Raw genomic sequence first — 19,208 nt, 5'->3', positions numbered from 1 at the left:
CTAATGAAGATAAGTTTAACTGGCAATTTTTCATGTTGATAGCTTGATTGTTTATGTTTTTAAGACTTAGTGACTGTTAATACAAGTTACCATCAATGGTCGACTACGAGCCCTCTCGATTTACAGGCTTATTTTCTGCATTTTATGGTTCTACAGTGTTTTTCATTGTCAAAATTCAATGGCAGTGAGATATAGAAGTGACAATTTACCCATTAATTATGACATACAGGTAAGTTAGTGGCCTGGCACTAGGTGAGAAAAACAGAGGCGCTTTTGTGAGCAAGGTAATGGTTACAGAAAAGCCAAATTTTGAGGCTACAAGTTTGACCGCTAAATTTTATCAAATATCCTTGTATAGCTAGTTATTTTATAACAGGGCATAGACCTTCAGATATGATTAATTAATGATTATAAAATCAGAAAATAATTCGGGTGTAGTGTCAAGTTACTACGTTGAATAAGCTATTTTTACTGTTATATCTTTAGTTTATTATTTTGGAAATTCCTTTAGATTTATTTTATGGAGTGTCAGCCACAACTTATCAATACAAGAATATTGATTGCTAACGATACCTGTGACTCTGTGTCCGTAACTTGAAAGAATGCATAGGGTCTGAGTTGGTGGGCAGGTTTTTCCTTGCGATCATCTAAGAGGTGGTGCTTAGATATAGCGTAATCGAAACAGCCAGTAGGTTCTTACCCAATGCAGTAGTCTGATGATACCGGAGCACTGATACGAGCTTTTCATTCGGCATAAAAAAAGCCCCATCCTTGCGGATGAGGCTTTTTAATATGGTGCCCGGAGGCGGAATCGAACCACCGACACGGGGATTTTCAATCCCCTGCTCTACCGACTGAGCTATCCGGGCTTTTGCGATCTTGCTGGGCTTCCCCTGCGTCGCGAGGCGCGTATTAAAGCCCTTCCCTGAGGCAGAGTCAACCCCTTGATTGTAAAAAGTTTTTCTTCTTTGCCGGGGGCTGTTTACAGGACCTTGTTACTGCTGTTCTGGGGGTACGTAACCATCGGCTGCGTCGTATTCTTCACCGCTCAGGAACTTCATCATCTGCTCGCTCAAATAGGCGCGGCTGGAAGGTTCCATCATGTTGAGGTGCTTCTCGTTGATCAGCATGGTTTGGTGTGACATCCATTCCTGCCAGGCTTTTTTGGAGACATGTTCGAAAATGTCCACGCCTTTGGGGCCGGGAAAAGGCGGTGCGTCCAGGCCTTCCAATTCCTCTTGGTACTTGCGGCAGAATACGGTTCTGGACATGGACTCCTCCTGGTTTTTAGTCGGCCGTCGTTGGGGCGAGCAGCGGCGCCTGCAGCGCCAGTAATTGTTTTGCCAGCTTTACGATCGGGGCGGGTAGCCCCAGTTCCTGGGCCGCGCGGGCGCGGTTTAGACGCCGCAGTTTATACCAGCCAGCGCCGTTCTCCGCTACCTGTGTGGTGACTTTGTCGAGCTGTACCCATACAGGGGAAATATCCAGGTGAAAATGGGTAAAGGTATGGCGCAGTGCCGGCAGCGTTTGTATTTCACTGGCGCGCCAGCGCTGTTGCCTGAGCCAGGCCTTGGCATCTTCTGCCTGGGGAGGGCACCATAGGCCGCCCCAGATTCCAGTAGCGGGGCGCTGCTCCAGATAAATCTCACCTTCGTACTCCAGCAGTAGCATTGTGGCGCTGCGCACCGGTTTTTCTTTGCGCGGCTTTCTGCCGGGGTAATCTTGAGGATTGCCCTGGGCGTGGGCCACGCAGGATTTTTTTAGTGGGCAGTCGCTACAGCTGGGCTTGGAACGGGTGCACAGGGTAGCACCCAGGTCCATCATGACCTGGGTGTAGTCGTTGACACGCTTATTCGGGGTATAAATCTCGGCCATTTCCCACAGCTTGTTGGCTACCGCAGTCTGTCCCGGCCAGCCTGCCACGGCGTGAAAGCGGGCCAGTACCCGTTTTACGTTGCCATCCAGGATTGGTGCCCTGAGCCCCATGCTGATACTGGCGATAGCGCCGGCAGTGGAGCGGCCGATACCGCTCAGCTCGATGAGTGCTTCTACATCCTGTGGAAATTCCCCATCGTACTCTTGCAAAACTGTCTGCGCACATTTGTGCAAGTTGCGCGCGCGGGCGTAGTAACCGAGGCCGCTCCAGTGGGCCAGTACCTTATCCAGCGGCGCAACGGCGAGACTTTCCAGGGTGGGGAAGCTCCGCATAAAGCGCTCGAAATAGGGGACTACAGCGCTTACCTGGGTTTGTTGCAGCATGATCTCGGAAACCCATACGCGGTAGGGGTTGATATCCTGCTGCCAGGGCAGGTCCTTACGCCCGTGTTTATCGAACCACTTGAGAACGGCATTTTGGAACTGCTTTGGAGTCATGAAGGTACTGCGAGGTTGCTGGCGTGGGATATTGGGGCCGGAGTTGCGCACCGGGCGGGGCCCGGTGCGGCTATGATCAACGGCCGAAGAGATTTTTCAATTTTTCTTTCAGTTCGTCGACCTTTTCTTCCATCTTATTGCCATATTTTTTTCTGGCTCTGTATTTCAGCTCCTCGCGTATCAGGTCGCCCATGCAGCGGAAGGGCAGTGGGCGGTTGCCTCGGCACTAGTTTTTCACGGTGCAGTCATCAGACCTGAATGCCCTCTTCCACCACATAGAAATAGGCCACAAAACGATAATTGGTGGCAGCCAGGCCGTAGTTATGGTTTGCCGTTTCCAGCTGCTCGGGCAGAACCACAAAATTGGGGCCGTAGTTTCTTACCCCATGAGGACCCGGTTTGTGAGTCCAGATACCGGTTTTCGGGTCCCGCCGGTACCAGTGGTGATCGGTTGCGGACTTATACAGGGCAACGCAGTAGCAACCCTCTGAAAAAGGCGGTGGCTTGTTTGCTGGGGCGTTGGCCACATAGGCCATACCATCGCGCTTGGCTCCCTCAATCAGGCTGGCATCTTCCAAAGTTGCGACATAGCCGGCGTTGGAGCCGGGATTGGGCTTGCCCGAGTTTGGGGCCTCGCAGTTCGCAGCCCAGGCGTAGCAGTTAACGCGGTCATTACCCCACTCTATCTCATCAGGCTTGTGGTGCTTGGTAGCAGTGGCCAGCCTCGCGATTACCTGCTTGGAGTTATTGTCTTTCTCTCGGACCATTATTGGCATTTTGTTATTCCCTTTATCTGACCAATTGATTTCGTTGAGATCGGGCTGATATTGGGAAAAGAATGTGTAAACAGTAGGGAAGTTGAGGTGTGGTAGGAAAAAAATCTAAGCAGCCTGCAACAATGCTGCCCTCTGAGTGGAATCTTGAAACTAATTTGGAGTTGGAGGTAGTGAGAGCTTGAGTGGAGTGGGATAGTGGGACCGGAGTTGCGCACCGGGCGAGGCCCGGTGCGGCTCTGATCAACGGCCGAAGAGATTTTTCAATTTTTCTTTCAGCTCATCGACTTTTTCTTCTACCTTATCACCATATTTTTTCTTGGCTTTGTATTTCAGTTCCTCACGTACCAGGTCGTCGAGGCGGCGGCTGTCGGGTTTACAAGTGCCTGGGCCTACATCATCGAAGTCGCCCTTGCAGCGTAAAGGCAACGGGCGGTTCCGCCAGCGCTTGTTCCTCACTGTACAGCCGTCGGCGGAGGTGCTCTCGCCGACCAGGGCGAGGCCGAGAGCGAAGTCGAAGTCCTGTTTTTGTAAATCTATCTCGCCATCACCTGTCATGGCGATATTCTCGATTCCTGCAAGGATTTCGGTCACCTTCACTTCATCGCCTTTCACGGCGATAGTAGCGCGCACATCCTGCAGGCCAGTCTGTGCTGGCCAGTCTCTGTCTGGCAGAGGCGTGTTTTCCGCATAACTAAATAGCTGGCACATACTCTTTTCAAGGTTGAATGGGGCTATGGAGAGCTCCTTGCTGGAAATATTAACGGCTGCGACCAGGTTTTTTTGCAGATCTTCGGAGGTTTTTCCTTTAGTGCGACCATCCCAATTGACACTGGCTTCACCGGCTACCTGCACTTTCTCACTGGGGAACAGCGCTTTCTGTACCTTGCCGATATCCACATTGCTGAGGCCGCCACGTACCTGGCCTTCAGCCGTTTGGGCACGGGCGTTGAACTGCCCATTGCTATTGAGCTGTCCACCATAGATGTCTGCGCTGAGTTTTTGCAGTTGGTAGAGGCCGTTATCCACGGTGAGTTGTATTTCCGGACTGTCCAGTTGCAGGTCCGCTGCCAGTAGCTGGTCCAGGGTCACATTGATATTGGCATTAAAGCCGCGCAGTGCACTGAGAGGCAGAGGCTCTGCAGGTACCGGCTGGGCTGATAACTGCTGTTCATTAGTTTTGTGCTTCTCTTCCGCCTGCGGTGGTTTTGCTGTTTCAGGTGCGGTTTGAGTGTGTGCAGTCTGTTCGTCTTGAGCCGTTACTTCGGAGGAGGGGGCGGTTTCCCCCTTCTTTTCTTCCTTTTCTTTGGAAGGAGGCAGGTAGCTATCCAAATTGAAAGCGCCGCCGCGCAGGCTCAGATCCAGCCCAGGCATCTCCGCGTTGCGCAGCTGGGCATTGCCGCTGAAGGTCGTGTTGTCGAGCTGCAGTTGCAGTGGAGTCAGATCGAGTTTCTGCTCAGTGCCTTCGAGGCTGGCTTCAATATTCAACTTCTGTAATACAGCGCTATCACGAGTAATCACTTCGGTGCCGGTCAGCTCAAGCCAGGGGCGCAGGGGGTCGGCACTGGCATTTAGATTCATCTGTATGCGCCAGGGCTGGTTGTTGTTGTCACGACGTACGTAACCGCGCAAGTGAATCGTGGCTTTGGCACTGTTATCGGCAGTAAAGGTCAGCTGTAGGGGTTGTAGGCGCAGGCCGTTGAGGCCTTCATCCAGGGCCAGGGTGCTGTCTAATGTCAGATTGAGGGGGTGACGCAGGTCACTGCCGCTTATGCTGGCATCGGCACGCAGTTGCCCAGGTTCGCCGCCTGGCACCAGGTTGTCGGCTATCACGCGCAGGTCTTCGACCTTGTAGGCTTTTCCGGTGCGGGCGTCACTGTAAGATATCAGGCCATTTTCAATACGCAGCTTGTCCAGGCTAAGCTGCACTTGTTGCTCGGCGGGCTCTTCTGTCTCCCTGGGGATTTCCAGTTTGGGAGGTTGCTTGCTCTGGGCCTCCAGGGCTTCACTGATCAGCTCCCAGTTACCGCGCCCTTCCTTGTCAACGGTGAGTTCAATCTGTGGCGCCAGCAGTACGATCTCTTGAGCCTGCACGCGGCGCTGTAGCAGTGGCCTGAGGGCGACACCTATGGCGATTTTATCGGCGCGCACCAGGGTTTCTTTGGGCAGCTGTAGCGGTGCCAGTGCCACATCGCGCAGCTGCAGGCCAACCTGTGGCCACAACTGCCAGCCGATATCACCTTCCAATTGCAGGGAGATCCCCTGCTTGGCGGCGAGCTTTTCCAGCTGTGGTTTGTACTGGTTTACGTCGAGGCCGGCCAGCAGCCAGGCGACAGCACCGGCGAGCAGCAGGAAAACGACCAATAGAGCGATAAAAGTGCGCTTGATCCAGGCCATGGAGTGGATTGTCCCTGTTTATTCCGTAGAAGGTTTGTCGTGCAGATACACATCAGACGCCGCGGTGCGACTCGATGTTCCCGCACACTTCTATAAAGAGGTTATGCGGGAAGTGTAGGAGATGCAGCCCCGCGGAGCTGGGCGCGCCGCGGGGCTCATTGAAGCAGTTGTGCTTTAGAAAATAAACCGTACGCCCGCTTCGATGCTGCGGCCGGGTGCCGGGGCATAGTCGCGTAGCAGTGAGGTGGAATTGCGGATTTCCTCGTCCAGCAGGTTGCGCGCACTGGCAAAGAGTACCGCGTTGCTGCCGCCGATATTGAGGCTGTACTCGGCGCTCAGGTCCATGCGGGTATAGCCGTCGGTTTCTTCTTCGTAGGCGCCGGCGCGATCCTGGTCCGCAGCTTCGACTGTGCGCCATTCCCAACCCCACTGGTCGTAATCGGCACCCAGGGCCACGCCCATCCGAAGCGGTGGCATACGCGGTACATCAGAGCTTTCACCGATGATCGCATCATCGAAGCTAGCGCGCACCATGTCGCCAAACAGCGTGATATAGTGGCCGCCCTGCAAGGGGAAGGTCACTGAGGCCTCGGCTCCATAGAAAGTCGCATCGCGGTTGGCATAGGCATAGACCGGCAACTCCTCTTCCTCGCCGCCGGTGTTCTGCGCGTAGATGTAGTCACTGATCTGGTTGTAGAAAACGCTGGCCTCAATGCGCGCAGCGTGCCAGCCGCTAGCCGCTTCGTTGTGGTGGTGATAACCCAACTCCAAGTTGACGCCGCTCTCTTTGTCCAGCTCGCTGTTGCCTAATAGATAGCGGGATTCCGCCAGGTGCGCGCCATCGGCAAAGAGTTCCTCGGCCACGGGGGCACGTTCGGAATGGGTGGCGCCGAAGCTGAGATGCTGGTGCTCGGCGAGGAAATACTGCAGTGTGGCGCTGGCGCCGATCAAATTGTAATCGCGGTCGTTGCCAATTTCTGGGTCTATATCCACTCTCTCCAACCGGGCGCCCAGATCTAAGTGCCAGCTACTCCATTGGCGCTCCTTCATAGTAAAGAAGCCGGCACTGCGGGTACGTGAGGGCTGGATAAAGGCTTCGTCACCCACTGCGGCAAAGTCTTTGTCGGTCAATTGCAGGCCGTAGGCACCGCGCCAGCCGTTGCCGGCATCGTGGGTTATTTCAACCCGGCTCTCCCAGGCCTCATTGGTGAAGCGTGTGCCCGGATTTCCGGCATCCAGCTCCACATGCTCATAATCGTTGTAGCCGATACGCAGGCTCAGTTTGTCCCAGTAATCGCCATCGAAGCGGTGCTCGCCTTTCAGGTCATAGCGGGTTTGCACCAGGTCGATGCGTACCGCATCGACCTCACCGGCCTCGGCGTGCTCCTCGTGTTCATCGTGGTCGTCGTGGTCTTCACCCGCGTGGTCCTCATCTTCGTGGTGGTGCTCATGAGTGCCCAAGGGGATGCCGTAATTGTTTTCCAGCCGGTTTACAGAGAAGCCAATAAAGCCGCTGTCGGTGATCCAGGAAACCCCTCCGCTATAGCTGTGGGCGCGGGCATTGGTATTGCCCACGAAGCCATCGGTGTTGAACTCGTCCTCGTGCTCACCTTCTTCGCCGGCGTGCTCTTCATGTTCGTCGTGTTCTTCATGCTCAACGATGGCCAGGCCCGGGATTTCGGTATTGTCGTTTTCCCGATAAACCCCGTCTACATACCACGCCAGCTGCCCAGCACCACCGGTGAAACGAAATACTGAGGCGTCCTGGCCGTCGGCGGTGTTGTGGCGCAGCTCAACTGCGCCCTCCACTTTCTCTGGCACGGCAGTGGGGATACGTCCGTCGATGATGTTCACGACCCCTCCCACGGCACCGCTGCCGTAGCGCAGGGCGGCGGGACCGCGCAGTATTTCGATGCGTTCCGCAAGCAGTGGCTCGATACTGGCGGCGTGATCGGCGCTGGTGTTGGAAGCGTCGGATACATCCAGGTTATCGCTCAAGATCTTTACACGGTTGGCACTCTGGCCGCGGATAACCGGCAGCCCCACGCCACTGCCGAAGGAGGCATTGGCTACACCGGGTTGGTCTTGCAAAGTTTGGCCCAGGGTTGCCGCGGCGGATTTGCGCAATGCGTCCCCGGAGAGAATAGAAACCGGAGCTGCCACTGCGTCGGCGGGCTTATCCAGCGGCGAGACGGTGACATTGACCTCTTCCAGGGTCGAGTTGTTTTCAGCGGCGTAAATAGCGGGCGCGGCCAGGCTGGCAATGGCCAGGGCCAGAGTATTGAACTTAATCATTGGTTGTTTTCCTGTCACAGGCGGACAATGCCACACGCGCTCCAGCGTGGGCATTCACTAAAAAATTATCGGTTCTTGGGTATTAACTGAGTGACAGGGGGAAGGGAGGGGCGCGCGCACTCTGGCGCTCTGGCTGGCAATTGTGGGCTGTTGGCGCAGAGGGCCGTTCGTAGTGACTTTGGGGCTCAGCCTGTACGAGCAATGGCTCGCTGCCGAGTGCTGCAGGTGAATGCATACAGCACAGGTCACACATCTCCACCTGGGTGTTGCCCAGGTGGAAGTGCTCCGCCCACAGCGGCTGAGCTGCTACTACGGCGAGTAACAGAAACAGGCTGGCCCAGTAATGGGATTTTCGGCGCTTTAGAGTAACCATACCGCGCATGATATGTAGTTGTGATTATGAATCAAGTTTCATCTGACACTAGCGGACCACAGGGGGTGTCATTCATCCTATAATTTGCGCCCTCTGTCTTATCGTGCAAATAAGGATCGCTTTCGATGCGTACAGCTAGCGTCACTCGTGACACCTTGGAAACCAAGATTCAAGTCAGCGTTAATCTGGATGGCCAGGGCCATGGCCAGTTCGCGACTGGGGTTCCCTTCCTTGAGCATATGCTTGATCAAATTGCCCGCCACGGCATGATCGACATGGACATTAGCTGCGACGGCGATATTCATATTGACGACCACCATACGGTGGAAGATATCGGCATTACCCTTGGCAAAGCCATTACCCAAGCATTGGGAGACAAGAAGGGCATGACCCGGTATGGCCATAGCTATGTGCCTTTGGATGAGGCCCTCTCCAGGGTGGTGATTGATTTCTCAGGGCGCCCAGGCCTGGTGATGGAAGTGCCTTTTACTCAAAAGCGTATCGGCAATTTCGATACCGAACTGTTTTTTGAATTCTTCCAGGGCTTCGTCAATCATGCCCTGGTGACGGTGCATATCGATTGCCTGCGCGGCCATAACGCCCACCACCAGGTAGAGACTGTATTCAAAGCCTTCGGCCGCGCCCTGCGTATGGCACTAACCCCGGACCCGCGTATGGCCGGCACCATGCCTTCCACCAAAGGAGTCTTGTGATGGGTAAGGTCGCAGTACTCGATTACGGTATGGGCAACCTGCACTCGGTTGCCAGCGCTTTGAATAAAGTGGCTCCGGAGGTCGAGGTTGTGTTGGCGCAAACTCCTCAGCAGGCTGAGGGCGCAGAACGCATATTAGTCCCTGGAGTCGGTGCCATTCGCGATTGCATGGCAGGGTTTGTTGAAGCGGGCTTTGCCCCGCTACTCAAAGATGCTATTGCCGCCGATATCCCGATACTGGGAATCTGCGTGGGTATGCAAATTATGATGCGCCACAGCGAGGAGAATAGTGGGATTGATTGCTTGGATATCTTTCCGCAGCCCGTAAAATTTTTTACTAGCGACCTTTTAACGGTGAAGGGCAGCGAGCGTTTGAAAGTACCACATATGGGCTGGAATAAGGTGCGGCAAACCCGTGAACACCCTCTTTGGGGGGGCATTGCTGATGGTAGCCGTTTTTATTTTGTGCACAGCTACTATGTTCCGGCAATAGACAATGATGAGATAGCGGGTGAGACGCAGTATGGCCTCCCACTAGCTGCGGCAATGGCCAGGGGGAATATCTTTGTTACGCAGTTCCACCCGGAGAAGAGTGCCGAGAGCGGCTTGAGATTGTTGAAGAATTTTGTCAATTGGAATGGCCGGGCCTGAGTTGCCTCGATCTATCTTGAAATATTGAGTTAATTGCTGACGGAAATAGGAAAGCATGATTGTAATACCCGCTATTGATATGAAAGATGGTCAGTGTGTGCGCCTGCGCCAAGGGGAAATGGATGATGTAACGGTATTTTCCGAGGATCCTTTGGCCCAGGTAGAGGAGTGGGTCCAGCAGGGAATCAAGCGTTTGCATTTGGTGGATCTCAATGGTGCCTTTGCGGGCAAGCCGGTGAATAATGAAATCATCACTGGTATTGCCAAGCATTTTTCTGACTTGCTGGTCCAGATTGGAGGTGGGATTCGCGACCTACACACGATTGAGAAATATCTAGATGCAGGAGTTAACTGGGCAATTATTGGTACTGCTGCGGTGAAATCTCCGGAGCTGGTACAGCAGGCCTGCAAGGAATTTGAAGGGCATATCATTGTAGGGCTGGATGCAAAAGATGGGTTGGTAGCTACAGAGGGTTGGGCAGAAGTGTCTGAACTAAAAGCAGCGGAACTGGCCAGACGCTTTACTGACTGTGGGGTGAGTTCAATTATATATACGGATATTGCCCGCGATGGCATGATGCAGGGGGTCAATATAGAAGCCACACTGGAAATGGCCCAAGCGACTCACCTACCTATAATTGCCTCCGGTGGTGTCAGTAGCATCGAGGATATCGAGAAATTGCTGGATACTAGGAAGATTTACGGGGCAATTACGGGGCGGGCAATTTACGAAGGGAAGTTGGACCTGCGCGAAGCACAACAACTTTGTGATCAGTGGAATAAGTAATGGCGTTAGCACAGCGAATTATCCCCTGCCTTGACGTGGATGCCGGGCGTGTAGTCAAAGGCGTGAACTTTGTAGACATCCGCGATGCCGGTGACCCTGTGGAGGTTGCTCACCGCTACAATGAGGCTGGAGCCGATGAAATTACCTTTTTGGATATCACGGCGACCCATGAGCAGCGCGATACTATTCTGCATACCGTGGAAAAGATGGCTAATAAGGTATTTATTCCACTCACCGTGGGCGGCGGTGTACGCACTCTGCAAGATATTCGCAACCTGTTAAATGCCGGGGCAGACAAGACAGCGATTAACTCTGCTGCGGTGAAGAACCCTGAGTTTGTGCGCGAGGCAGCAGAACGCTTTGGCAGTCAGTGCATCGTAGTGGCCATTGATGCCAAGCAGGTGGGGGAGAACCGCTGGGAAATCTTTACCCACGGTGGACGTCAGCCCACTGGTATTGATGCAGTGGCCTGGGCTCGGCAGATGGCTGAGTATGGTGCCGGGGAAATTTTGCTTACCAGTATGGACCGCGATGGTACTAAGAACGGTTTCGACCTGGGGTTGACCAGGGCGGTGACCGAGGCGGTACCTGTGCCGGTGATTGCTTCCGGCGGTGTTGGAAATCTCCAGCATTTGGCTGAGGGCGTTCTACATGGCGGTGCTGACGCAGTATTGGCGGCCAGTATCTTCCACTTTGGCGAATACAGCATTGCTGAAGCTAAGGCATTTATGCAGGAAGCAGGTATAGAGATGCGCCTGTAGGCGTATTGAGTTGCCCTTGGAAAGCTAGGCTTTGAGCGAGTGCGCTGGCGGCGGGCCGGGAGGCCCGCCGCGCGCCAGTTACAGCTTTTCGTCTGTGCGGGCGAAGCGTTCGCGCAGACCCCTGTCCCTGTGAGCGTAGAGATTCAGCCCTTTGAGCACATTGAGTGCTTCGAAGATCTGGTTGTCACGATCCAGCCAGTTATCCCGCTCTTCCTGCTCCCGCGCGCGATCCTCAGAGGTGCGATCGGCACCGCCGTTGCCGTTATTCAGGTGTCCGGCAAGGTCGGCTTCTGTGGGGCGCTTGGAATTTTCCAGGCGGGTGATCTTTACCCTTTCCACCACAATATCCGGAGTGATGCCCTGGGCCTGGATCGAGCGTCCATTGGGGGTGTAATAAAGTGCTGTGGTGAGTTTGATTGCGCGCTCGTTAGTGATGGGAATCACTGTTTGCACTGAGCCTTTGCCAAAGCTATCAGTCCCCATTACTACGGCGCGGCGGTGGTCCTGTAGAGCTCCGGCGACAATTTCCGCTGCCGAGGCAGAGCCGGCATTGATCAGCACTACTAGTGGAGCACCTTCTGTCAGGTCTCCGGGTTCGGCAGAGTAGCTCAGATTGGAGGATTCATTACGGCCCTCGGTATAGACGACCAGCCCTTCTTCCAGGAAAGCATCCACTACTTCAACCGAAGATTGCAGGACACCACCTGGATTATTGCGCAGATCGATAATCAGGCCTTTGAGAGGGCCCTTTTTCTGCAGCTTGATTAACTCTTCTGCCACATCGGTGCCGGTATCCAGTTGGAACTGACTGATGCGTAAATAGCCGTAGCCTTCATCGAGTACTTTACTGCGCACACTGCGCACACGCACGGTGTCGCGTTTGAGGGTGACATCGAAAGGTTCTTTGTGGCCTTTGCGGGCGATAGTCAGGGTGACACTGCTGCCTTTGGGGCCACGCATCCATTCCACCGCCTCATCCAGGCTGACACCCTTCATGGATTTACCCGCAAGGCGCAATATGACATCCCCGGCCTTTAAGCCCGCGCGCGAGGCAGGAGTATCGTCCATCGGTGTCACCACGGTAATGTGGTCATCCGCGATACCAACCTCGATACCCAGGCCGGCAAATTCGCCGGTGGTATTGGCTTGCAGGTCATCGAAGGAGCGGCGGTCGAGGTAGGAAGAATGAGGGTCGAGGCCCTGCAGCATACCTTTGATGGCATATTCAAGCAGGGTACGATCGTCTACTTCCTCGACATACCCCTGGCGGATTTGCTCGAATACTTTGGCAAAGCTGCGTAAGTCTTCTAGAGGTAGGCGCCCGGTGGCCTCGGCGATGACATCGGGTTGCTTGCCTCCTTCGCTAAGACCCATCAAAGGCAGGGTTGCGAGGGTGGCCGCGCCGAGAAAGGTGGTCAGCGCCTTGGGTATGAACATGTTGTTGTGACCTCTGCCTTATTTCTTCGCTGCTTTGCGAAAGTGTAGACCGCAGAGATTGGCAGGGATTCTAAGATGACGCCATTTTCTACGATGTCATAGGCTTAGTCGCGATAAAACGAACTGTCTTACAGGTGGGCTGAGTAGCTGGTGGCGGGGTCTTTGGACTTCCTGGCCTAGTGGTTTGTTAGGACAGGACACCCGATAGAAGAAAGTGTACTTGAAACCTTATTCATCACAGCGATTGTTGTGGAATGGCGACAAAAGATTGGGCCTCTGCCGCCGACAGCTTATCAGGATCGGCACCAAGCAGTTGGATCTTTCGCCTTACCGCGATGGCGGATCTCAAAATAGACACCGCTCTGAGTAAGCCCGCCTGTATTGCCCACGCGCGCGATTGTTTCACCGCTCTCCACCCACTCGCCAATATTGCGGGTAAGGGATTGGTTGTGTGCATAGAGGCTCATATAGCCGTCACCGTGATCGAGAATCACCAGCATGCCGTGGCCGCGCAGGTAGTCAGAAAATACCACTCGCCCGCGGTGTATAGCACGCACAGGCTCTCCTTCGGCTGCGCGGATAGTCACGCCCTTCCAGGTGATGCCATTGGTGCGGCGCTGTCCATAGGCGTTGGCGCGGCGCCCCTTTACCGGCCACTGCATCTTGCCTCGCTGGCGAGCAAAGGGCTTTTGCTCCCCTGGATTCACGAGAGAGGCGATGGCGCGGCCAACTTCATCAATCAATTTTTGCAAGCGTGAGCGATCGCCCTGCAATTGCTTAAGCTCGCCACTGCCATCAGCGAGTTTCGCAGCCAGCTTGTCGAGGGTGCGTTTGCGATTCTTCTGGGCACTGCGCAACTTACTCTGGCGCTCCTGTAGCTGTTCCCGTTCTCCCTGCAGAACTAGCTGCTCACGCTCAATAGAACTGCTGACGGTCTCTAGTGAGGCGAGGGTTTCCAGGTAGCTGTCAATGGTGTGGCTGCGTTCTTGGAGGAAGTAATCGTGATAGCGGAGTTGGCGAGCGATGTTCTGGGGATCTTGTTGGTTGAGCAGGAGCTTGATCTGTTCTTGTCGGCCTAGTCGGTAAGCGGCGGCGATCTCCTGTTCGACCCGCCGCTGCATACTTCGTCGCGCCTCCTGCAGCTGCTTCTGTTCCCGCTGCAGTTCACGCAACTTGTCCGAGCGGCTGCGCATATCTTTTTTAATCTGGTCTATCCGCCGGTGAAGCCCTGAGATGTCCTTCTCGTTCTCTTCCAGATCCTTGAGCAGCTGGTCGCGCTGCCCGCGCACCTGGTTAAGTTCCAGTTGCAGGGATTCGATGCGCTGCTTGATTTCCGCGAGGCGTGCCTGCTGGTCCGCTTCTGCCTGGCTCCAGGCGGGCAGTGACAGCAGGGCAATCAGGAAGAGTACGAGAGTTTTCATCAGTCCATTTTTACCAAACTGTGGCCGGTCATCTCTGCCGGCTGTGGCAGATCCATCAACGCTAACATGGTTGGAGCCACGTCCGCCAGACTGCCTCCGTCACACATTTGTACATTGCGTTCACCGATGTAGACAAATGGTACCGGCAGGGTGGAGTGCTGGGTGCTGACCTGGCCGGAGTTGGCGTCGAACATTTCTTCTACATTGCCGTGGTCAGCAGTAATCAGTACTTCGCCGCCGGCGGCCAGGGCAGCATCTACGACACGTTCCACACATTGGTCCAGGGCTTCCACGGCTTTTACAGCGGCTTCGAATACCCCTGTGTGGCCGACCATATCGCCATTGGCGTAGTTACAGATAATGGCGTCATATGCGCCGCTCTCAATCGCCGCCACCAGCTTGTCGGTGACTTTCGGCGCGTTCATTTCCGGTTGTAGGTCGTAAGTAGCTACGTCGGGGGACTTGATCAGTTCGCGGGTTTCACCGCTGTAGGGCTCTTCGCGACCGCCGCTGAAGAAGAAAGTAACGTGGGCGTATTTTTCGGTCTCGGCAATGCGCAGCTGGGTCTTGCCCTGAGTCGACAGATATTCACCGAGGGAATTCACCAGATTTTCCGGTGGGAAGGCACAGCTGGCGTGGATATCCGCAGCGTATTCGGTGGTCATCACAAAGTCCGCCAGTTCTGGTTTGGCTTTGCGCTTGAAGCCGCTAAAGTCCGTTTCGGTGAAGGCGCGAGTCAGCTGGCGCGCGCGATCTGGGCGGAAATTCATAAAGATAAGAGCGTCGCCATTCTGGATGGGAGCGGGCTCGCCGATAATTGTCGGGGCAACGAATTCATCACTTTCACCGCGCTCATAAGCGGCGGCCAATCCGGCCAGGGCGTCAGACGCTTTGTACTCTGAGGTACCGAGGGTGAGCATGTCGTAGACAGATTCGGTGCGCTCCCAGCGTTGATCGCGGTCCATGGCAAAGTAGCGGCCGGCAAGGGTAGCCATATGAGCATTGCCTATGGAATCACATACCTGCATCAGCCGTGCGATAGAGGGCTCGGCGCTGCGCGGCGGCGTGTCACGACCATCCAGGAAAGCGTGTACATAAATGGCGCGGGCACCGCGCTGCGCAGCCAGGGTCACCATAGCGACGATGTGGTCTTCATGGCTGTGCACACCGCCTTCAGACAGTAACCCCATAATGTGCACCGCACCGTTATTGGCGATGGCTTTGTCCACAGCCGCTGTATAGGCAGTGTTGCGGAAGAAGTCGCCATCCTGAATTGCTTTGTTGATCCGGGTGAAGTTCTGATACACCACTCGGCCGGCACCCAGGGTCATGTGTCCCACTTCAGAATTACCCATTTGTCCATCGGGTAGGCCCACTGCCATACCGGAGGTCTGGATCAGGGTTTTTGGGCGGCTGGCCCAGATGTTGTCCCAAACCGGGGAGTTTGCGGCGTGAACCGCATTGTGCTCGGGATTGTCGCTGTGGCCGAAGCCGTCCAGAATCAGCAGGACCAAGGGGCGTTTGTGCGGGGCTTGCGGAGCGGCCATAGCGACGGGATTCCTCTATTGGATGGTTTAAATTGCGGACGCGGATTTTAACCTGTTCGGCCATCATTTAACCATGTCGATTAGCCAGGGCGCAGCCTCGCAAAGGTAGTGTAAGCACGGCGGAGGTACCATTTTACTGGTTAGAAATTCGCCACAATCGTGTATACTCCCGCCAGCTTTGGCGCAGCAGCGCCGTAACGATAACCACTAAGGATTTTGGGGGCGGAGTGGATTTTTTCGTCTTTTTGAGTGAGCAATGGCTGTTGGTTGGCCTGCTCGTGGCATTGCTCTATGCGCTGGTTCTGAGCGAGCGCTATAAGGCCGGTGTACCGGTATCCATGCATGAAGTTACCCGGCTGATTAACAGCGATGGGGCCAAGGTGCTGGATGTGCGCGATCGCAGTGAATTCACTGACGGGCATATCGTCGATGCCCTGCATATCCCCCACGGGGACGTGGCTGAGCGCATTGCTGAGCTGGAGCCTTTTAAAGATAAGGTCATTATTGTCGCGGACAAAATGGGTCAGCACGCAGGGCCTGTAGGGCGTATGTTGAAACAAAAAGGCTTCCAGGTGCGCCGCCTGCAGGGTGGCATGAGTGAGTGGAGCAACCAGAACCTGCCATTGGTCAAGGGAAAGAGTTAGAGCGGTAGCTTGTTTTGATAGCATTTGGCGGAGTTTTGTTATGCAGGATGTAGTCATCTACACCACCCGTTTCTGTCCCTACTGTATTCGTGCCAAGCAACTACTCGACAGCAAGGGCGTGAGCTATCGCGAGATCGCGGTGGATAATAAACCGGAACTGCGTGCGCAGATGGCGGCTAAAGCGGGGCGCCGCTCAGTGCCGCAGATTTGGGTTGGCGATGTTCATGTGGGAGGTTGCGACGATTTGATGGCGCAGGAGCGCGCTGGCAAGTTGGATAAGTTACTGAAATCCACTGGCTGAAAAAGGTTGTCGCCGTGTGCCACATGCGGCGGCAGGTTTTTGCTATTTATCCGTACCGGGCCTTGAAACGGTATTTTCAGGCCCCAATCTGAAGACTCATACAGGGAGTCTTTCTCACGGAAGGCATCAATAAACTTTATAAAGAACAGGCTGTAACATGGCTGAAGAATTAAACGGCGCGGCAAACGCAGAGGCTCCACAAGTACAATTCGCGATGCAGCGTATCTACCTGAAGGACCTCTCCTTCGAGACTCCCATGGGTGTCGAGGTTTTCAAGAAACAGTGGAAGCCCCAGGTTAACCAGGAGCTGAACACCAAGACCGCCAAGGTTGATGAAGACCTGTATGAGGTTGCGCTCACTCTGACTATCACTGTGAAGCTGGAAGAAGACACCGCCTTCCTGGTGGAAGTAAAACAAGCCGGCCTGTTTGGCATTAAAGGTCTGGAAGGTCAGCAGCTGGCCCAGGCACTGAATACTGCCTGCCCGCAAATCCTGTTCCCCTACGCCCGCGAAGTGATCGACAACGCTGTAGTTAAAGGTTCTTTCCCGGCCCTGATGCTGCCGCCGGTTAACTTTGATGCGCTGTTCGCCCAGGCGCTGGATCAGGCCCAGAAGCAGGCCGAAGGTGCACAAGCTGACGCATAATCACACGTCACTTGTCAAAAAGGTCCCTGAGGGGGCCTTTTTTTATACCTGCAACTTGCCCTCTGGGCGAGTGGTGGAATTTCTGTTCCCATAAGAACCTAAAGAATTGCTGGGAGTTGCTTATGCAGTGGGATTTACCGACACCCTTTACGCGCAGAGTGACCGTAGGTACACACCATGTAGATGGCCTGCGCCATGCCAACAATGCGGAATATGTGCACTGGTGTGAAGCTACAGCCTGGGCTCACAGTGCTGAACTGGGATTAGATGTCACGAATTACCAGGATCTCGACCGGGGAATGGCCATTCGCCACGGAGAGTATGACTATATACTGGCGGCGAGAGAGGGGGATGAACTGGTATTTGGCACCTGGCTGACAGAGGTGGATGGGCGCCTGAATATGACCCGCCGCTTTCAAGTCTTTCGCGCCGCCGATGGGGCACTGGTATTGCGGGCCCAGTGGCGGATGGTGTGCATCGAGCTGTCCAGTGGTAGGCCGAAACGTATGCCGGCGATCTTCAAGGAAATTTACAGTCCGGCAGTTATTGCCCCGGAGGCTGAGGAATATGAGTGAAGAGTTTGTAACCCTGACAGAGAATACAGGGGCACTTAAGGACAAGACCATTTTTATCACCGGCGCCAGCCGAGGTATTGGTCGTGCTATAGCGCTGAAGTGCGCAGCGGACGGTGCAAACATTGTGATTGCTGCCAAGTCGGCAGAACCACATCCAAAGCTGCCCGGCACCATCTTCTCGGTCGCCCAGGAGGTTGAGGGCTCTGGTGGAAAGGCCTTGGCCCTGCAGGTGGATGTGCGTGATGAGCAGCGGGTTCAGGACGCGATGGCTCAGGCCGCAGACAGGTTTGGGGGTATCGACGCGGTGATCAATAATGCCGGCGCGATCAACCTGACCAATGTAGAGTCCACCCCGCCCAAGCGCTACGACCTGATGCAGAACATCAACAGTCGCGCAGTGTATCTGACGGCTCACTTGGCAATTCCCTACCTTAAGAAGTCTGACAACGCCCATATTCTCAGCTTGTGCCCCCCGCTGAATTTACAGCCCAAGTGGTTGGGGCCCTTTGCCCCCTATGCCCTTTCCAAATTCGGTATGACCATCTTGAGTTTGGGGTTGGCTGAAGAGCTGCGTGAGGCGGGAGTTAGCGTGACTACTTTATGGCCGCGTACGTTGGTGGCTACTGCGGCAATCGAATTTGCGGTGGGCAACCGCGAGATGTTTGAACAGAGCCGCAAACCGGCGATCATGGCGGATGCTGCTTACGAAATACTGGCGACTGAGAAAGGTACTCTTACTGGACGCCAGTTAATCGATGAAGAGCTTCTGGTGGAGCGTGGTGTAAAGGACTTTACCGACTATGCTCACAACCCGTCCAATGCGGGGGAATTAACTAAGGATTTATTTCTAGACTGACGCTGGCAGGGGGTATTTCGTGAGCAGCGACAGCAAGTTATTTAAAGACGCCCTCGGTGAACTGGGGGGGGTTAAACCACTGGTGCAGGAGCGCCGGGTGACATTGCGCAAGGAAGGTGAAACACCTGAGCAAATCCTGCGTGAGCGCCGCGCTGCGGCCACTCGCAAGACTGAGCGCGAAATGAATCCCCTCTCCGGCGAGTATGTTGAGCTGGTGGCACCCTGGGACCCTATTGAGTTTAAGCGGGATGGGGTGCAAAACGGGGTATTCCGCAATTTGCGTCTGGGTAAGTACACAGTGGATGCTCGCCTGGATTTGCATCGCCACTCTGTGGAGATGGCGCGTAGTATCGTCGTGGAATTTGTGCGGGATTGTGTGGAGGCGGACGTACGCTGTGCCCTGATCACTCATGGAAAAGGGGAGGGACGTAAGCAGCCGGCGCTTTTGAAAAGCTGTATTAATCACTGGTTGCCGCAACTGGATGAGGTTCTAGCTTTCCACAGTGCGCAGAAGCAACATGGTGGTATGGGTGCGACCTATTTGTTACTACGCAAGAGTGAGCGCAAGCGGCAGGAAAACCTGGAGAGGCACCAGCGTCGCCGTTTGTAGGTGCGCCGTGGTCATGTTTTTGTCACTTTTTGAAAGTATGATGCGCGGC

19 protein-coding genes and 1 tRNA gene are annotated in these 19,208 nt (G+C 54.7%); 10 read left to right on the top strand and 10 right to left on the bottom strand.

Annotated features, from left to right (window positions below; genetic code table 11):
- Nucleotides 1-793 precede the first annotated feature (793 nt).
- The 7 genes from ACJJI7_RS05915 to ACJJI7_RS05885 form a co-directional block, all read right to left on the bottom strand.
- Nucleotides 794-869: transfer RNA gene (locus ACJJI7_RS05915), tRNA-Phe, on the bottom strand.
- A 126-nt stretch (nt 870-995) separates the two neighbouring features.
- On the bottom strand, nt 996-1,271 hold the full coding sequence (locus ACJJI7_RS05910) for an oxidative damage protection protein (protein WP_152455703.1): 276 nt from the start codon (nt 1,269-1,271) through the stop codon (nt 996-998).
- A gap of 16 nt (nt 1,272-1,287) precedes the next feature.
- Complete coding sequence (gene mutY / locus ACJJI7_RS05905) at nt 1,288-2,373, bottom strand: A/G-specific adenine glycosylase (RefSeq protein ID WP_444902470.1); 1,086 nt, start codon at nt 2,371-2,373, stop codon at nt 1,288-1,290.
- Between the two features lie 248 nt (nt 2,374-2,621).
- Entirely contained in the window at nt 2,622-3,149 is a 528-nt protein-coding gene (locus ACJJI7_RS05900) for a hypothetical protein (protein ID WP_282952129.1), read from the bottom strand.
- Nucleotides 3,150-3,389: 240 nt separating this feature from the next.
- Nucleotides 3,390-5,543, bottom strand: a complete 2,154-nt coding sequence (locus tag ACJJI7_RS05895) for an AsmA family protein (protein WP_444902471.1) — start codon at nt 5,541-5,543, stop codon at nt 3,390-3,392.
- 174 nt (nt 5,544-5,717) lie between these two features.
- A complete protein-coding gene (locus tag ACJJI7_RS05890) occupies nt 5,718-7,838 on the bottom strand; it encodes a TonB-dependent receptor (RefSeq protein WP_282952131.1) in 2,121 nt (706 codons plus the stop codon).
- An 82-nt stretch (nt 7,839-7,920) separates the two neighbouring features.
- Nucleotides 7,921-8,211: a hypothetical protein gene (locus tag ACJJI7_RS05885; protein ID WP_211214936.1), complete on the bottom strand. Its 291-nt coding sequence runs from the start codon at nt 8,209-8,211 to the stop codon at nt 7,921-7,923.
- 125 nt (nt 8,212-8,336) lie between these two features.
- Here ACJJI7_RS05885 and hisB point away from each other — a divergent pair, with 125 nt between their 5' ends.
- Genes hisB through hisF form a run of 4 tightly spaced genes read left to right on the top strand, consistent with a single transcriptional unit; the run spans nt 8,337 to nt 11,122 of the window.
- Nucleotides 8,337-8,924, top strand: a complete 588-nt coding sequence (gene hisB / locus ACJJI7_RS05880) for an imidazoleglycerol-phosphate dehydratase HisB (protein ID WP_020414069.1) — start codon at nt 8,337-8,339, stop codon at nt 8,922-8,924.
- Nucleotides 8,924-9,574, top strand: coding sequence for an imidazole glycerol phosphate synthase subunit HisH (gene hisH, locus ACJJI7_RS05875; RefSeq protein WP_444902472.1), 651 nt, complete (start codon nt 8,924-8,926; stop codon nt 9,572-9,574). Before hisB ends, hisH begins: the two co-directional genes overlap by 1 nt.
- Before the next feature lie 55 nt (nt 9,575-9,629).
- On the top strand, nt 9,630-10,361 hold the full coding sequence (gene hisA, locus ACJJI7_RS05870; protein WP_282952132.1) for a 1-(5-phosphoribosyl)-5-[(5-phosphoribosylamino)methylideneamino]imidazole-4-carboxamide isomerase: 732 nt from the start codon (nt 9,630-9,632) through the stop codon (nt 10,359-10,361).
- On the top strand, nt 10,361-11,122 hold the full coding sequence (gene hisF / locus ACJJI7_RS05865; RefSeq protein ID WP_282952133.1) for an imidazole glycerol phosphate synthase subunit HisF: 762 nt from the start codon (nt 10,361-10,363) through the stop codon (nt 11,120-11,122). The genes hisA and hisF overlap by 1 nt, the downstream gene beginning before the upstream one ends.
- A gap of 78 nt (nt 11,123-11,200) precedes the next feature.
- Here the strand turns inward: hisF and ACJJI7_RS05860 are convergent, their stop codons facing one another.
- The 3 genes from ACJJI7_RS05860 to gpmI all read right to left on the bottom strand — a co-directional run bounded on the left by ACJJI7_RS05860 (nt 11,201) and on the right by gpmI (nt 15,527).
- Nucleotides 11,201-12,559, bottom strand: a complete 1,359-nt coding sequence (locus tag ACJJI7_RS05860) for a S41 family peptidase (RefSeq protein ID WP_282952134.1) — start codon at nt 12,557-12,559, stop codon at nt 11,201-11,203.
- 293 nt (nt 12,560-12,852) lie between these two features.
- Nucleotides 12,853-13,980: a murein hydrolase activator EnvC family protein gene (locus ACJJI7_RS05855; RefSeq protein WP_282952135.1), complete on the bottom strand. Its 1,128-nt coding sequence runs from the start codon at nt 13,978-13,980 to the stop codon at nt 12,853-12,855.
- Nucleotides 13,980-15,527, bottom strand: a complete 1,548-nt coding sequence (gene gpmI / locus ACJJI7_RS05850; protein ID WP_020414075.1) for a 2,3-bisphosphoglycerate-independent phosphoglycerate mutase — start codon at nt 15,525-15,527, stop codon at nt 13,980-13,982. The genes ACJJI7_RS05855 and gpmI overlap by 1 nt, the downstream gene beginning before the upstream one ends.
- Nucleotides 15,528-15,754: 227 nt before the next feature.
- Here gpmI and ACJJI7_RS05845 point away from each other — a divergent pair, with 227 nt between their 5' ends.
- From ACJJI7_RS05845 to smrA, 6 genes are all read left to right on the top strand, one after another.
- Nucleotides 15,755-16,171, top strand: a complete 417-nt coding sequence (locus tag ACJJI7_RS05845) for a rhodanese-like domain-containing protein (protein WP_282952137.1) — start codon at nt 15,755-15,757, stop codon at nt 16,169-16,171.
- 40 nt (nt 16,172-16,211) lie between these two features.
- Entirely contained in the window at nt 16,212-16,472 is a 261-nt protein-coding gene (gene grxC / locus ACJJI7_RS05840; protein WP_020414077.1) for a glutaredoxin 3, read from the top strand.
- Between the two features lie 157 nt (nt 16,473-16,629).
- Nucleotides 16,630-17,118 carry a protein-export chaperone SecB gene (secB, locus tag ACJJI7_RS05835; RefSeq protein WP_020414078.1) on the top strand — a complete coding sequence of 163 codons (489 nt, stop codon included), beginning with the start codon at nt 16,630-16,632 and terminating at the stop codon, nt 17,116-17,118.
- 122 nt (nt 17,119-17,240) lie between these two features.
- Nucleotides 17,241-17,693, top strand: a complete 453-nt coding sequence (locus ACJJI7_RS05830; protein WP_020414079.1) for an acyl-CoA thioesterase — start codon at nt 17,241-17,243, stop codon at nt 17,691-17,693.
- On the top strand, nt 17,686-18,549 hold the full coding sequence (locus ACJJI7_RS05825; protein WP_282952138.1) for an SDR family oxidoreductase: 864 nt from the start codon (nt 17,686-17,688) through the stop codon (nt 18,547-18,549). The genes ACJJI7_RS05830 and ACJJI7_RS05825 overlap by 8 nt, the downstream gene beginning before the upstream one ends.
- Before the next feature lie 19 nt (nt 18,550-18,568).
- A complete protein-coding gene (smrA, locus tag ACJJI7_RS05820) occupies nt 18,569-19,159 on the top strand; it encodes a DNA endonuclease SmrA (RefSeq protein ID WP_020414081.1) in 591 nt (196 codons plus the stop codon).
- Nucleotides 19,160-19,208 lie beyond the last annotated feature (49 nt).

The organism is Microbulbifer variabilis (assembly GCF_056232115.1).
The sequence above is the reverse complement of the archived record's forward strand: the minus strand, read 5'-3'. Positions and strand labels throughout refer to the sequence as shown.

Excerpts from the sequence above, each read along its gene's own strand:
- ACJJI7_RS05825 (WP_282952138.1), top strand. The coding sequence starts at position 17,686 with ATGAGTGAAGAGTTTGTAACCCTGACAGAGAATACAGGGGCACTTAAG.
- ACJJI7_RS05860 (WP_282952134.1), bottom strand. The coding sequence starts at position 12,559 with ATGTTCATACCCAAGGCGCTGACCACCTTTCTCGGCGCGGCCACCCTC.
- ACJJI7_RS05910 (WP_152455703.1), bottom strand. The coding sequence starts at position 1,271 with ATGTCCAGAACCGTATTCTGCCGCAAGTACCAAGAGGAATTGGAAGGC.
- ACJJI7_RS05890 (WP_282952131.1), bottom strand. The coding sequence starts at position 7,838 with ATGATTAAGTTCAATACTCTGGCCCTGGCCATTGCCAGCCTGGCCGCG.
- hisF (WP_282952133.1), top strand. The coding sequence starts at position 10,361 with ATGGCGTTAGCACAGCGAATTATCCCCTGCCTTGACGTGGATGCCGGG.
- secB (WP_020414078.1), top strand. The coding sequence starts at position 16,630 with ATGGCTGAAGAATTAAACGGCGCGGCAAACGCAGAGGCTCCACAAGTA.
- hisA (WP_282952132.1), top strand. The coding sequence starts at position 9,630 with ATGATTGTAATACCCGCTATTGATATGAAAGATGGTCAGTGTGTGCGC.
- grxC (WP_020414077.1), top strand. The coding sequence starts at position 16,212 with ATGCAGGATGTAGTCATCTACACCACCCGTTTCTGTCCCTACTGTATT.
- ACJJI7_RS05855 (WP_282952135.1), bottom strand. The coding sequence starts at position 13,980 with ATGAAAACTCTCGTACTCTTCCTGATTGCCCTGCTGTCACTGCCCGCC.
- hisH (WP_444902472.1), top strand. The coding sequence starts at position 8,924 with ATGGGTAAGGTCGCAGTACTCGATTACGGTATGGGCAACCTGCACTCG.
- ACJJI7_RS05895 (WP_444902471.1), bottom strand. The coding sequence starts at position 5,543 with ATGGCCTGGATCAAGCGCACTTTTATCGCTCTATTGGTCGTTTTCCTG.
- ACJJI7_RS05885 (WP_211214936.1), bottom strand. The coding sequence starts at position 8,211 with ATGGTTACTCTAAAGCGCCGAAAATCCCATTACTGGGCCAGCCTGTTT.
- ACJJI7_RS05830 (WP_020414079.1), top strand. The coding sequence starts at position 17,241 with ATGCAGTGGGATTTACCGACACCCTTTACGCGCAGAGTGACCGTAGGT.
- gpmI (WP_020414075.1), bottom strand. The coding sequence starts at position 15,527 with ATGGCCGCTCCGCAAGCCCCGCACAAACGCCCCTTGGTCCTGCTGATT.
- hisB (WP_020414069.1), top strand. The coding sequence starts at position 8,337 with ATGCGTACAGCTAGCGTCACTCGTGACACCTTGGAAACCAAGATTCAA.
- ACJJI7_RS05900 (WP_282952129.1), bottom strand. The coding sequence starts at position 3,149 with ATGCCAATAATGGTCCGAGAGAAAGACAATAACTCCAAGCAGGTAATC.
- mutY (WP_444902470.1), bottom strand. The coding sequence starts at position 2,373 with ATGACTCCAAAGCAGTTCCAAAATGCCGTTCTCAAGTGGTTCGATAAA.